Here is a 15401-nt window from a genome sequence, read left to right on the forward strand (position 1 = left end):
CGGTCGGTTGCCCGCGGTTCCGCCCCGAGCGCCAACCCATGCGATAGATAATGTGTCGCACCAACCGCTGTACTATGGTGAGGCCGCTTCGGCGGTCGACCCTTCCACTACCTTCAACCTCGCGGGATTCTGAATGCAGGCCACTCGCTTGACCCTGATCGCCCACGCCCCTACGTGCGCCCGTAAACCGGCACGTTTTGCCCTGGACGAGTCATTGCAAATGGACTGGCAGCAGGCACGCCTGTCCCAGGCGCAGCGCTTCAAGCGGGCACCGCGCCTGCTGTGTGGACCGGAGGCGCGAACCCGGCAAACTGCGGGGTTGTTCGGCGAGTCCGCGCAGGTTGAACAGGCGTTACGTGACTGTGATCTGGGGCGCTGGCAAGGCATGGCCATCGATGCGATTCAACACGCTGAACCCGAGGCCTTGCAGGCCTGGCTCACGGACAGCACGGCAGCGCCCCATGGCGGCGAGTCCGTGGCCCAGTTGTGCGAGCGAGTGGCGCAGTGGCTAGGCACCCTGGAACAGGCGCCGGGCCATGTGCTGGCGGTGACTCACCCCTTTGTGATCCGTGCTGCGTTGCTGCATGCGCTGCAATGCCCCCCGGCTATGTTCAATCGGATCGATGTGGAACCGCTCTCTAGCACTGAGCTGCGTTTCAATGGCATCTGGCGCCTGCGCCTGCAAACGCGCGAGACCTGAGCGGCGCGAACATGGCAAAATCCCCGCCCCGCACTGAGAACCCCGTCATGAAAAAAATCCTGATCATCGGCATTGGCGCCGGCAACCCCGACTACATCACGATGCAGGCGGTGAAGGCGCTTAACCGCACCGACGTGTTTTTCCTGATGGACAAGGGCCAGAGCAAGGACAAGCTGATCGACCTGCGACGGGAAATCTGCCAGACCTACATCGACGCCGGGCACGTCTACCGCTTTGTCGAAGCCGACTGCCCCGAGCGCGTGCGTGGCGAGATTGACTACACCACGGCCGTGCAGGATCTGAACCGCGACAAGCAACAGACGTTCGAGCGCATGATCAACCAGGAAATGGCCGACGGCGAAGTGGGCGCTTTCCTGGCCTGGGGCGATCCGGCGTTGTACGACAGCACCATCCGCATCCTGCAGGCGATCCTGGCCAGTGGCAGCAGTGAGTTTGAATTCGAGGTCATCCCCGGGATTACCAGCGTCCAGGCCTTGGCGGCCCAGCATAAGGTGGCATTGAACCGCATTGGCCGGTCCATCGAGATCACCACCGGGCGCCGGCTCGCGGCGGGGCAGGCCAGCGATGCCGATACGTTGGTGGTGATGCTTGACGCCGAGGACTCCTACCGTAGCGTCGCGGACCAGGAGATGGACATCTATTGGGGCGCGTACCTGGGCACCCCGGATGAAATCCTGATCAGCGGCAAGGTGGCCGAGGTGGCCGACGAAATCGAGCGCGTGCGCAAGGCGGCGCGCCAGGCCAATGGCTGGATCATGGATACCTACCTGCTGCGCAAGCCGTAGGGGGGAATGCAATAAACAAAGTGGGAGCGGGCTTGCCCGCGATGGCGGGGTGTCAGTCAGCCTATGTATTGGCTGATACACCGCGATCGCGGGCAAGCCCGCTCCCACATTGGATGTGTGGTGCTTAGGGGAATGTCACTTGCCGCTGGTAATCTGCCTGACCAGCAGGCCATGCCCCGCTACATCCTCGGCCCGGGAAATCGCCTGGATCACCAGCAATCGGTTGCCGGAGCCGGCAAGGAAGGTCGAGTTCAAGGTCTTGCCGCCGCCCATGCTGGCGGTGCCATCAATCTGGCGCAGGCCCACGCCCTTGATCAGCAGTTTCTTCTGCGCCAGTTTCTTGTAGTCCGGCAGGCTGGTGCCTACGTCCTTGAGGAAACCTTCAGCTGCGCTATCGAGAAACAGCGGTTCGTCGTCCTTCAGGTCGATACCGTCGTTGCGCAAGGTCTGGGCCACTACCACCACGCTTTTTGACGCCTGGTTGATGTACATCGTGCCATTGGCGCCCGCGGTGCCCTGGGCTTGTGCGCCGGCGGGCAGGGCGTCGGCCACGTAGCCCTTGGGCAGGGTGAAGGTGAACTTGCCGTCCAGGGTCGAGACGATCTGGAAGTCGTCCGGCGGCGCGGCGGCCGGCTTGGCAGCCGCGAACAGCGGGCTGGCGCCCAGGCTGACAGTCAGCGCCAGGGCCAGGCGGGCGGCGGTTTTGCTGAGGGTGAGCATGAGGTCTTCCAATGGATGAACGAAATTGCGCTGTATTCTGTCAGAAAATTCGCAATATCGTTCAGATCCATCCTCAGACCTTTCCGGACTCTTCTTCGAGGCGGTCCATTTCAAACAACCGCGCCAGTTCCGCACGGGCTTCCTGGGCCGACTGCATCACCTTGGCCGCATCGTCGTACACCGCGTGCTGCGCTGTCAGCAGTTGCAGGTCGTGATGCTTGAAACGGTTGATCCGCGCATCGGCCTGGGCCTCGCTCAGGCCCAGGCCGACCAGGGTGCGGCGGCTCATTTCCAGGCTGGAATAGAACGTTTCGCGCACCGGTGACGCGTCCAGGTCCACCAGGCGATGCACGTGCTGGCGGTTACGGGCGCGGGCGATGATTTTCATGTGCGGGTAGAGGTTGCGCACCAGTTCGGCGGTCTTGATGTTGATCTCTGGATCATCCATGGCGATCACGAAATACTCGGCCTGGTCGACCTTCGCCGCATGCAGGATTTCGGGTCGCTGGGGGTCGCCGTAGAACACCGGCATGCCGCCGAAACTGCGGGTCAGCTCGATGGTTTCGACCGAGGTGTCGAGGGCGATAAACGAGATGTTCTGCGCCCGCAGGATCCGCGCCACGATCTGCCCCATACGGCCCATGCCGGCGATCACCACCCGTGGCGCATCGCTCTCGATGGCGCGGTATTCTTCCGGCACTTCCACCGGCTTGGCCTTGGGCCGAAACAGCTTCGGGCACAGCAGTAACAGCAGCGGAGTGAGGGCCATCGACAGGGTGATAGTCAACACCAGCACGTCGTACAGCTGCGGGGCGAACAGGCCCTGGTCGCGGCCGATCTTGAACACCACAAAGGCAAATTCACCGCCGGCCGCCAGCACTACGCCCAGGCGTACTGCGCTCTCGCGGTTGAGTTCGCCGACCATCTGCCCGACCGCGTACAGCAGCGGCAACTTGATGGCGATCAGCAGCAGGGTCAGCCCCAGCACCACAAAGGGCGTGCTGAACAACAGGCCGATATTGGCGCCCATGCCCACGCTGATAAAGAACAGCCCCAGCAACAGGCCCTTGAACGGCTCGATCTGCGATTCCAGCTCGTGGCGGTATTCCGAGTCGGCCAACAGCAGGCCGGCGAGGAACGCGCCCAGGGCCATGGACACGCCCACCAGTTCCATCAGCCAGGCGGTGCCAATCACCACCAGCAGCGCGGTGGCGGTGGACACTTCGCGCAGGCCGGTCTTGGCGACGATCCGAAACACCGGCCGCAACAGGTAGCGACCGCCGATGATCACCACGGCGATGCTGCCCAATACCTGCAAACCGTGGTTCAGGTCCTGGGCGGCGGTGGTGGTGTGGTCGCTGCCGGCCAGCAGCGGCACCATGGCGATCAGCGGGATCGCCGCGATGTCCTGGAACAACAGGATGGCAAACGCCAGGCGCCCGTGGGGGCTGTTCAGTTCCTTGCGTTCGGCCAGGCTTTGCAGACCGAAGGCGGTGGAAGACAGCGCCAGGCCCAGGCCCAGCACAATCGCGCTGTTCCACGACTGGCCAAACGCCCAGAGCGCCACGGCGCCCATCACCATGGCAGTCAACAGCACTTGTGCCAGGCCCACGCCAAACACGGCCTTGCGCATCACCCACAGGCGTTTGGGCGACAGCTCCAGGCCGATGATGAACAGCAACAACACCACCCCAAGCTCAGAGAACTGCGCGACGCTTTGCGGGTTGCCCACCAACCCCAGCACCGAGGGGCCGATGATCACACCGGCGAACAGATAGCCCAGCACCGCGCCCAGTTTCAGGTGCTTGGCCAGGGGTACGGTGAGCACCGCCGCTAGCAGGAACACCACGGCCGCTTGTAACAGGTTGCCTTCATGGGGCATCGCTTACTCCAGGATCGTTGAGGCGAATCGACAGGGCGCTATTAGAGCGCGCTTTTATGCGGTTGAATCTGAATTTTTGCCGAGGTAGGGCGCTGTACGCCGGCGCCTGTTGGATGTCGTCCAAATCCTACAAGGCACTTACGAAAGTATTAATACCATTTATTTCAATGACTTTAACGCGCGTCAGCTACGGTTCTGACAACAGGATTGTTGTCATCACGGTCAGGTAATTCGCTTTCGATGCGTGTTGGATCTGTTGCATGGGGCTTCTACGCATTCACGGACGAAAGGCTTGGACCACGAAGGAGTTGTTGCCCGTGGAAAGAAGAATTGTTGCTGGCGCCAAAACCCATGTTTCTCCTCTCTCTCTTGCGATTCGTCTGGGTGTCCTCGGGCTGGTGGCAGGCCTGGCGAGCCCCGAGGCGTTGGCGGCGTGCTCGCCGGCGAACCCGGGCGTAAACGCGGTGGTTACCTGTACCGGAGCGCCAAGCCTGCCCCTGACGCCGGTCAACAACTTTTCCAGTTCGACCAATGGCCTGCAGGTCACCGTCGATGCCGCAGCGCGGATGAACACTGTGCTGGGCACGGTATTGAGCTTGACGGGTAGCGGTATAACGCTGACTAACCTGGGGGTGATTGACCCGGCGTTCCTGTTGCCCCTCAGCGCCTTGACCAGTGGCGTGGTGATTGGCAACGCTTCAACCTCAGGCAACGTATCGGTGACCAACAGCGGCACGATCAGAGGCACCATCCCATTGCTGGATGTGGCCTCGCTGCTGGGCGGCGCGGCGCTCAATATCACCAATGGCGCAAACTTCACCACCAGCATCTACAACAGCGGCACTATCGGCGCTTCGAGCATTGGCGTATCGGTGCTGCAACCTGACGAAGCCCCTGTGGTGGTGGTGCAGGGCGGCTCCCGGGTCAATATGACCAACAGCGGCACGGTCACCGGCCGGATAGGCTTTGAAGCCTCGGGTGCCGCCGGCGGGGTTGGCAACTCGTTTATCAACGCAGGCACGCTCAATGGTGGGGTGTCCCTGGGCGCCGGGCGTGGGGGCAATACATTTACCGCGGTCACCGGGTCTGTGGTGAATGCCGGTACCGGGATCAGCCTGGGTGGACTGGTCAACGTCAATCTGTCGTTCGCGCCCTCCGGCAAGGTCGATGGCGGCGTGGGGGGGACCAACAATACCCTGGTCCTGGATAACCAACTGGCCGGGGTGAATGCTGTTATCCAGACCGGCACCGCATCCAGCAGTCAATACATCAACTTCAACAAACTGCTGATCAATGGCGGGACCTGGACCCTGCAAGGGGCGCTGGTCAACGGGTCGACGATACTCAATAGCGCCCTTGTGCAATTTGACAATAGCGCCGCGTTCGGCAGCGGCGTGCTGAACGTCAATGGCGGGACCCTGGCGGCCAGCACCGGTAACCTGAACGTGGCCAACAACGTGGTGATCGGTGCCGGTGGGCTCACGGTGCAGGGCACCAACGCTTTTGCCTTTGGCGGCAACCTTAGCGGCACGGGGGCCTTGCGCAAAAACGGTACGGCGGACCTGACCCTCAACACCACCAATACCTACAGCGGTGGCACCCAGTTGAACGCCGGCACTCTGGTGCTTGGGGCCACGGACGCGCTGGGCTCGGGCACCCTGACCGCCAGCGCCGGGACCAACCTGAGCACCGGCCCGCTGCTGGGCGCGGCGATTGCCCTGGCCAATGGCATCGACCTGCTGGGCAACCTGACCGTGATTGGCAGCAATGCGCTGACCCTGGGCGGGGTGATCGGTGGCAGCGGCGGCCTGGTCAAGGAAGGCAGCGGCGACCTGATTATCAGCGGCACCAACAGCTATCAGGGCAACACGGTGCTGAACCTCGGCAAATTGGTGGTGGGTGCCGACGGTGCACTGGGCGCCGGAGCGTTGAGCGCCGCCGCCGGCACCACTCTGGATGCCAATGCCACGGCGAGCCTGACCAACCAGGTCAGTCTCAACGGCGCGGTGACCGTGGGCGGGACCGCAGACTTGACGCTCACCGGGCCGATTATCGGGGGCGGCAGCCTGACCAAGAATGGCGGCGCCACCCTGAACCTCTCCGGCAATAACCTTTTCCTCGGTGGCCTGAACCTCAACGCTGGTACGTTGAAAGTGGGCAGCAATACAGCGCTGGGGTCGGGCAATTTGACCGTGAGTGGCGCCTCGAGCCTGGACAGCAGTGCCGCGGTGGCCCTGGTCAATAACATTGTGCTCAACGCCGGCTTGACCGTGGCGGGCAGCAACGCCCTGACCCTGGACGGTGCGCTCAGCGGCACCGGCACGCTGACCAAAGCGGGCACGGCCAACCTGACCCTCAATGGGATCAACACGTTCCAGGCGGGCACGCTGCTCAATGGCGGCCGCCTGACCCTGGGGAATGCCGCAGCCCTGGGCGGCGGTGCGTTGACCGTGGGTGGCGCGGCGAGCCTGGACAACAGCGCGGCGTTTACCTTGGGCAATAACATCACCCTCAATGCCGACCTGGCCCTGGCCGGCACCAATAACCTGACCCTGGGCGGGGTGATCAGTGGCGCCGGTGGCCTGACCAAAAATGGCACGGCCGACCTGACCTTAAGCGGCAACAACACCTTTACCGGCGCACTGAACATCCTTGGCGGTAGCGTGTTCGCCAGCAGCGCCGCGGCCCTCGGTGGCAACAGCGGGCTGAACATCGGCGCCGGCGCCAGCCTCAACCTGGCCGGCAATGGCGTGCTCGGCGGCTTGAGCGGCGCTGGCGTTATCGACGTGGGCTTGAACAACAGCCTCACCGTAGGCGGTGCCAATACCAGCAGCACATTTGGCGGCAGCCTCACAGGCAGCGGCAGTTTGATCAAAGTCGGCGGCGGCCAACTTGAGCTGACCGGCATCAACAGCCTCAGCGGCAATACCCAGGTCAACGCCGGCATCTTGAAGGTGAGCAATACCCTGGGCAGCGCCATTGTCGACGTGAATGCCGGGGGCACCCTGACCGGTGGCGGATCGCTGCTGGGAGCACTGAACATCAACAGCGGCGGCCACTTGGCCTTGAACAGCGCGGATACGCTGTCTACCGGTTCGCTGGTGGTGGGCAGCGGCGCCAACCTCGACGTCAGCCTTGGTGCGCCGTCCCCGACGCCGCTGCTCAGCGTCAATGGCAGTGTGAGCCTGGATGGCAACCTGAATGTCAGCAATGGCGGGGCCTTTGGTGCCGGTATCTACCGTTTGATCAACTACACCGGCAGCCTGGCCGGGCAGGGCCTGACAGTGACGGGCGTGCCCCAGGGCTTCAACCTGGGCGATGTGCTGGTAGATATCGCCACGGCCAACCAGGTGAACGTGGTGGTGTCGGTAGCCAACATGCTGTTCTGGGACGGCAGCCAGACCACCGGCAACGGCACGGTCGAAGGTGGCAATGGCACCTGGAGCGTTGGCGCCAGCAACTGGACCGCCATCGGCGGCACGCCCAACTCGGCCTGGGCCGGCGGCTTTGCAGTGTTCACAGGGACTGCGGGGACGGTCAGCGTGGACGGCACGCAGCAGTTCACCGGCCTGCAATTTGCCAGCGACGGCTACAACGTCGTGGGCGGTGCTGCGGGGCAACTGACGGCGGTCAACGGCAGCGCCGGCAATACAGCGATCCGTGTCGATCCAACCCTCACCGCGACCCTGGGCGTGAATATCGACGGCGCCGGCAAACTGGCCAAGCTCGACAGTGGCACCCTGGTGCTCAATGGCAACAACAGCTACACCGGCGGCACTGCCCTTGAGCGTGGGGCGCTGGTGGTGGGCAGTAACACCGCGCTGGGCGTCGGCCTGCTGAGCACGGCCGCGGGCACCACACTCTCCAGCAATAAAACCGTGGCCCTGGGCAATGACCTGGCCCTGGCTGGCAACCTCAACGTCACTGGCAGCAATGCCCTGGCCTTGAATGGCGTGATCAGTGGCGCCGGCGGCCTGGTCAAGAGCGGCACCTCGCAGCTCACGCTGGGCGGTGTGAACACCTACCTCGGGCCCACCGCGCTGAACGCCGGTGGCCTGATCCTGGCGAGCAGTGGCGCCTTGGGCAATGGTGCGTTGAATGCGGCGGGCGGCACGACCCTGGACAGCAGCACCGCGGTCAGTGTCGGCAATGCCCTTAACCTGGGAGGCAACCTGAGCATTGGCGGTAGCGCCGACTTGACCCTGGGCGGGGTGATCAGTGGCAGCGGCAGCCTGACCAAGGAGGGCGCGGCCAACCTGACCCTCAATGGCCTCAACAACTACCAGGGTGGCCTCACCCTCAATGCGGGCACCCTGACCCTGGGCACTGCGGCGGCACTGGGTACGGGCGGGCTGACCGTGACGGGCAATTCGACCCTGGCCAGCAGCACGCCACTGGTCTTGGCCAACGACTTGACCGTCAACGCCGGCCTGAGCGTGGGCGCCAGCAATAACCTGACGCTGGCCGGTGTGCTGGCGGGCAATGGCAGCCTGATCAAGACCGGTACTTCAGACCTGACGCTGGCGGGCAACAACACCTTCAGCGGCCTGCTGGATATCCAGGCGGGCAGCCTCACCACCGTCGGCAACGGTGCGCTGGGTACCAACAGCGCGATCAACCTGGCGACCGGCACTGCCTTGAACCTGGGCAGTTCCGCCAGCCTGGGCAACCTCACCGGCGCCGGTACTGCGCTGGTCGGCCTCGGCAATACCTTGAGCCTGGGCGCCAACAATGGGAACGGCACTTTTGGTGGGGTTCTTGCCGGCCTGGGCAACATCGACAAACTTGGCAACGGCACGCTCACCCTGGCCGGGGTCAGTACGCTGGCAGGCAATACCCAGGTCAGCGCGGGCACCTTGAACGTCAACGGCCAACTGGCCAGCGCCGGGGTCAATGTGAACAGCGGCGCGACCCTCGGCGGCAGCGGGACCTTGCTGGGCACGGTGAATGTTGCCGATGGCGGCCACCTGGCCGTGAAGTCCGGCAGCGTACTGACCACCGGCGCCCTGGTGCTGGGGGCCAACGCCAACCTGGATGCCGGCCTCGGCGCGCCGTCCACGGGCGGCACCGAGCTGCTGCGGGTGTTGGGCAACCTGACCCTGGATGGCACCCTCAACATCAGTGATACCGGTGGCTTTGGCGCCGGGATCTATCGCCTGATCAACTACACCGGCGTGTTGACCAACAATGGCCTGCTCCTGGGCAGCCTGCCCGGTGGCGTCCTGCCTGGCAGCCTCGACCTGCAAACGGCGATTGGCAACCAGATCAACCTGCTGGTCAATGGCAACACCAACGTGCAGTTCTGGGATGGCAGCCAACTGGTGGGCAACGGCACCATCGAAGGCGGCAACGGCACCTGGAACGCGGCGTCGAGCAATTGGACCGAGCTCAACGGTAGCTTCAACCTGGGCTGGGCACCCAACAGCCTGGCGGTGTTCCAGGGCACGGCGGGCACCGTCACCGTGGACGGCGCGCAGGCGGTCACGGGCCTGCAATTTGTCACCGATGGCTACAACCTGGTGGGCGGTACGGCAGGCGGCCTGACCCTGTTCAATGGGGCCGGCGGCAACACCGCAGTGCGGGTCGACCCCACTGTCACCGCAACCCTGGATGTGAACCTCAGCGGCGGCGGCACCCTGGCCAAGCTGGACAGCGGCACCCTGGTGCTCAATGGCAGCAACACCTTCACCGGCGGCACGGCGCTGAACGGCGGCAGCCTGATCGTCGGCAATAACAGTGCCCTGGGCACGGGCCTGCTGACCGCCGCCACCGGCACCACCCTGGACAGCAACACAGCGCTCGCGCTGACCAATGACGTGGTTCTCAATGGCAGCCTGGCCATTGGCGGCAGCAATGCCCTGACCCTGGCGGGCACTGTCAGCGGCGCCGGCAGCCTGATCAAAAACGGCATCGCCAGCCTGACCTTGAGTGGCAGTAATACCTACCAGGGGCCTACCACCCTGAATGCCGGCGGTTTGATCCTGGCCTCCAGCAGCGCCCTGGGCGCAGGCGCGTTGAACAGCAGCGCCGGGACCACCCTCGACACCACCGCTGCAGTGACCCTCGCCAATGCTCTGAACCTGAGCGGCAACCTGGGTATCCTCGGCACGTCGGACCTGACCCTCAATGGCCCGGTCAACGGTGCCGGCGGGCTGATCAAAAGCGGTAGCGGCAACCTGACCCTCGCCGGCGGCAACGGCTATGTCGGCGGTACCCAACTCAACGCCGGCAGCCTGACCGTCGGTACGGGCAGCGCCCTGGGCGCAGGCGCCTTGCTGGTCAACGGCCCGGCGACCCTGGACAGCAGCGCGAATGTGACCCTGGGCAATGCGCTGACCCTCAATGGTACGCTGACAGTGGCCGGCAGCAACGGCCTGACCCTCGGCGGGATCGTCGACGGCGCCGCGCAGTTGATCAAGAACGGCGGGGCCAACCTCAGCCTCAATGGGGCCAACAGCTACGGCGGCGGTACGATGCTCAACGCCGGTACGCTCACCCTCGGCAGCAACACTGCGCTGGGCAGCGGTACCCTGAGCGTGGGCGGTGCGGCCACCCTGGATAACAGCGCACCGCTGGTGCTGGCCAATGCCATTGACCTCAATGCCGACCTCACCGTCGCCGGTAGCCACGACCTGAACCTGGCCGGCGTAGTGGCCGGCAATGGCGCACTGATCAAAAACGGCACGGCGGGCCTGACCCTCAGCGGCAATAACCTGCTGAGCGGCCCGTTGGCGGTGCTGGGGGGCAGCCTGACCACCGTCGGCTCCGGCGCCTTGGGCAACACCTCCGGGGTCACCGTGGGCAGCGGCGCCACCCTCAACCTGGGCAGCAGCGCCACACTCAACACCCTGGCCGGCAACGGTGCACTGCAAGTGGCGGCGGGCAATACGCTGACCGTCGGCGGCACTAACACCTTCGGCGGTAGCCTGGGCGGCAGCGGTGCCCTGGATAAAGTCGGCACCGGCACCCTCAACCTCACCGGCAACAGCGGCCTGACCGGCGCTACCAGCGTCACGGGCGGCACGCTCAACGTGGCGGGCAGCCTGGCCAGCAGCAGCGTGACGGTCAACAACGGCGCGACCTTGAGCGGCGGCGGCAGCTTGGCCGGTGCGGTGACGGTGGCCGATGGCGGCCACCTGGGCCTGAGCAGCGCCAGTGCGCTGACCGTGGGTTCGCTGGTGCTGGGGGGCAATGCCAACCTGGACGTCGGCCTTGGCGTACCGGTAGTCGGTGGCGGCAGCGGGCTGCTGAATGTCGGCGGTGACCTGGTCCTGGATGGCAACCTCAATGTCAGTGATCTCGGCGGTTTCGGCACTGGGGTCTACAACCTCATCAACTACGCCGGGGCCCTGACCAATAACGGCCTGACCCTCGGGACTCTGCCCTCAAGCGTGACTGCCGATGACCTGCAACTGCAAACCGCGATCAGCAACAAGGTCAACCTGGTGGTCATCGCGCCCAACACCACCGTGCAGTTCTGGGACGGCGGCCAATTGATTGGCAACGGCGCCATCGACGGCGGCAACGGCACCTGGGGCAACGGCACCAATTGGGCGAATGTCGACGGCAGCCTCAACCAGAGCTGGAACGACAAGTTTGCGGTGTTCCAGGGCGCGGCTGGCACGGTCACGGTGGACGGCAGCCAAAGCCTGACGGGCATGCAGTTCGTCAGCGACGGTTACAACCTGGTGGCCGGTACCTCTGGCCAGTTGAACCTGGTGAACGGCGGCACTGGCAACACCGCCGTGCGGGTCGACCCCAACGTCACTGCCACCCTCGGTGTAAGCCTCAATGGCAGTGGCACCCTGGCCAAACTGGACAGCGGCACCCTGGTGCTCAACGCCGCCAATGGCTACACCGGGGGTACCGCTCTGAACGGCGGCACCCTGGTGGTGGGCAACAACAATGCCCTGGGCAGCGGCGTATTGACCGCCGCCAACGGCACCACCCTGGCCAGCAACAGTGCTGTGACCCTGGGCAATAACGCGCTGCTCAACGGTGCGATGACCGTGGGTGGGGCCAGTGCCTTGACCCTGGATGGCGTGGTCAGCGGCAATGGCAGCCTGGTGAAAACCGGCGCATCCAGCCTGACCCTCAATGGCGTCAACACCTACAGCGGCGGCACCAGCCTCAATGCCGGGCAACTGACGCTGGGCAACAATGCGGCACTGGGCAGTGGCGCCCTGAGCGTGGGCGGCGCGGCGCAGTTGGATGGCAGCAGCGCCCTGCAACTGGCCAATGCCATTGCCCTGGGTGGTCAGTTGACGCTGTTGGGCAGCCATGACCTGACCTTGAGTGGCGCGCTCAGCGGCACCGCCAGCCTGGTGAAAAACGGCAACGGTGCGCTGTTGCTCACCGGCAGCAACAGCTATGGCGGCGGGACAATTCTCAATGGCGGCAGCACCACCGGCAGCACCAGCAGCCTGCAAGGGGCGATAGCCAATAACGCGGCGCTGACCTTCGAGCAAAATGCCGATGGCACCTACACCGGCAACCTCACTGGTAGCGGCTCGCTGACCAAGACCGGCAGCGGTGATCTGCTGCTGACCGGCAACAACAGCTTCACCGGTAGCACCAACGTCACGGCCGGTGGCCTGCTGGTCAACGGCACCTTGAACAGTGCCGCCGTCCAGGTCGCCAGCGGCGCCTCCCTGGGCGGTAGCGGGCAATTGGCGGGGGCGGTGAGCATGGCTGACGGCTCGACTCTCACGGCCGGAACTGCGACGCCGCTGTCCGTGGGTGCCCTGGCCTTGTCAGCGGGGACCAGCCTGGACTTCGCCCTCGGCGCACCGGGCGCATCGACCACGGTGGTCAACGTGGCCGGCAACCTGACCCTGGATGGCACCCTTAACATCAGCGACGCAGGAGGGTTCGGCGTTGGCGTCTACCAACTGTTCCGCTACGGTGGCAGCCTGACCGATAACGGCCTGCTGCTGGGCAACTTGCCAGGCGCGATTGTGCCGGGCGCGCTGAGCCTGCAAACGGCGCTGGCCAACCAGCTCAACCTGCTGGTGCAAACCGCGCCTGGGCAAATCCAGTTCTGGAACGGCACCACCACCAGCCCTGACGGCACGGTACATGGCGGCAGCGGCACCTGGGGCCCCGGCACCAACTGGACCGACCCGACCGGCACCCAAGGCCAGGCCTCGAACAACCAGTTTGCCGTGTTCGGCGGGCAGGGCGGGACCGTCACCGTGGCGGGCAATCAGAGTTTCACCGGCCTGCAAGTGTTGGACAGTGGCTACACGCTGGTCGCCGGCACGGGCGGCAGCCTCAGCCCCACCAATGCCGCAGACGGCAGCCTGGCGACGGTGCGTATCAATGCCGGCGTGACCGCCGAGGTCTCGGCGCCCCTGGTGGGTAGCGGTGGGATCAACAAAACCGACGCGGGCACCTTGTTGCTGACCGGCGCCAACACCTACAGCGGCGGGACCACCGTCAGCGGGGGGACGCTGGCCGGGAACACCGGCAGCCTGCAAGGGGCAATCACCAACAACGCCAACCTGCTGTTCCAGCAAGACAGCAATGGCCAGTTCAACGGCACGCTGACCGGTACCGGCACTGTGGTCAAACAGGGCAACGGCAGCCTGTTGCTGACCGGCAACCAGCCGTTGAGCGGTGCAGTGGCCGTCAACCAGGGCCTGCTGCAAGTGGGCAATGCCAGCAACCCGGGGACTGTGCTCGGCGGCCAGGTGACTGTGGCCAATGGCGCGGGCCTGAGTGGCAACGGCAGTGTCGGCTCGCTGGTCAACCATGGCGTGGTCACTCCCGACAGCGGCAAACTCAGCGTCGCCGGGAACTTCACCAACGCTGCCGACGGCACTCTCAACCTGGTGATCACCCCATCGGTGGCCAGTTCCCTGGCGGTCGGCGGCAGCGCGAACCTGGCGGGCAGCCTGAATGTGCTCAACCTGGTCCCTTACACCGGGCCCACCACCTACACCCTGTTGACGGCTGGCGGTGGCGTGACCGGCACCTTTACCAACACCAACCTGCAGAACCTGGCGTTCCTCGATACGGCCCTCAACTACAGCCCGAACCAGGTAGCGTTGGCCGTGAGCCGCAACACCACCAGCTTCGCCAGCGTGGCGGCCACCGGCAACCAGCGGGCCGTGGCCACGGCCTTGGGCAGCGGCGTGGCAGTGGCCGGCAGTGCCGTACAAAACGCCTTGCTCACCGGCGATGCAGCCAATGCCCGCGCAGCGTTCGACAGCCTGTCGGGGGAAATCCACGCCAGTACCGCCAGCGCCTTGCTCGAGGATTCGCGCTACGTGCGTGACGCGGTCAACGAGCGCATGCGCCAACCGGGCTGCTACCGCCAGGACGATCCACGCAACAGCCTGGCACCCAGCGAAAACCGCCTGAGCAGCGCCGGGTGCCACGGCGAAATGGTCGGCTGGATGCGCGTCCTCGGCACCTGGGGCCACCTGGGCGGCGACAGCAACACCGCGCGCCTGGATCGCAACCTCAGCGGCTTCCTGCTGGGCACCGACAAGCAACTGGACGACGCCTGGCGCGCGGGTATCGCTGCTGGCTATACCCGCAGTGACCTGGACGCCAAGCGCCGCAACGCCAGTGCCGACGTCGACAGCTACCACCTGATGGCCTACACCGCGTATCAGCAGGAGGCCTTCGCCGCACGCATGGGCGTGGGCTACACCTGGCACGACATCGAAAGCAAACGTGACGTGGCCGTGGGCACCGAGGGCCAGCGCCTGAAAGCCGACTACAAGGCGCGCAGTGCGCAAGTGTTCGGTGAAGTCGGGTACACCGTGGAGGCCGGCGGCCTGGCCGTGGAACCGTTCGCGGGCCTGGCCTACGTCAACTACGCAAGCGACACCCTCAAGGAAAAAGGCGGTTCGGCCGCCCTCAAAGGGGATGCCGACCAGGACATCACGTTCTCCACCCTTGGCGTGCGCCTGGGTAAAACCATCGCCCTGGGCAACGGTTCGAGCATCACCCCACGGGGCAGCATCGGTTGGCGCCATGCCTTTGGTGACACCCAGCCGGATGCCGACCTGAGCTTTATCAATGGCGGCGCGTCTTTCAGCACTCAAGGCGTGCCGATTGCCAAGGACAGCGCGGTGGTGGAGGCGGGCGTCGATTACCAGATCAGCCCTAACGGCAAACTGGGACTGGGCTACTCGGGCCAGTTGTCACGCAACGACAAGGACCATGGGATGACCATCAGTTTCTCCCTCGGCTTCTGATCAAGGCCGGGTTCTTCAAGCCGCCCGCGAGGGCGGTTTTTTTTGCATTAAAGCTGGGTGTGTGCCCATGACCCCCGCGGCCC

General features: G+C 64.9%; 5 protein-coding genes. 3 read left to right on the plus strand and 2 right to left on the minus strand.

The genetic code is table 11. The features are described 5' to 3' along the window. The first annotated feature begins 133 nt into the window (after positions 1-133). Complete coding sequence (locus HBO12_RS26555; RefSeq protein WP_169954748.1) at positions 134-700, plus strand: histidine phosphatase family protein; 567 nt, start codon at positions 134-136, stop codon at positions 698-700. A 47-nt stretch (positions 701-747) separates the two neighbouring features. After that, positions 748-1506: a precorrin-6A synthase (deacetylating) gene (gene cobF / locus HBO12_RS26560; protein WP_169954747.1), complete on the plus strand. Its 759-nt coding sequence runs from the start codon at positions 748-750 to the stop codon at positions 1504-1506. A 135-nt stretch (positions 1507-1641) separates the two neighbouring features. Here the strand turns inward: cobF and HBO12_RS26565 are convergent, their stop codons facing one another. Both HBO12_RS26565 and HBO12_RS26570 read right to left on the minus strand, forming a co-directional pair. Then, the gene (locus HBO12_RS26565; RefSeq protein WP_169954746.1) at positions 1642-2226 is read right to left on the minus strand and encodes a DcrB/PsbP domain-containing protein; all 585 of its coding nucleotides are present in this window, start codon (positions 2224-2226) and stop codon (positions 1642-1644) included. 73 nt (positions 2227-2299) lie between these two features. Next, positions 2300-4108, minus strand: coding sequence for a monovalent cation:proton antiporter-2 (CPA2) family protein (locus HBO12_RS26570; RefSeq protein ID WP_169954745.1), 1809 nt, complete (start codon positions 4106-4108; stop codon positions 2300-2302). 317 nt (positions 4109-4425) lie between these two features. On the opposite strand from HBO12_RS26570, the gene HBO12_RS26575 reads away from it, so the two are divergent. Further along, on the plus strand, positions 4426-15318 hold the full coding sequence (locus HBO12_RS26575) for an autotransporter-associated beta strand repeat-containing protein (RefSeq protein WP_346343198.1): 10893 nt from the start codon (positions 4426-4428) through the stop codon (positions 15316-15318). Positions 15319-15401: the final 83 nt, after the last annotated feature.

Source organism: Pseudomonas sp. WS 5059 (assembly GCF_012985525.1).
In the GTDB taxonomy this organism is placed as follows: domain Bacteria; phylum Pseudomonadota; class Gammaproteobacteria; order Pseudomonadales; family Pseudomonadaceae; genus Aquipseudomonas.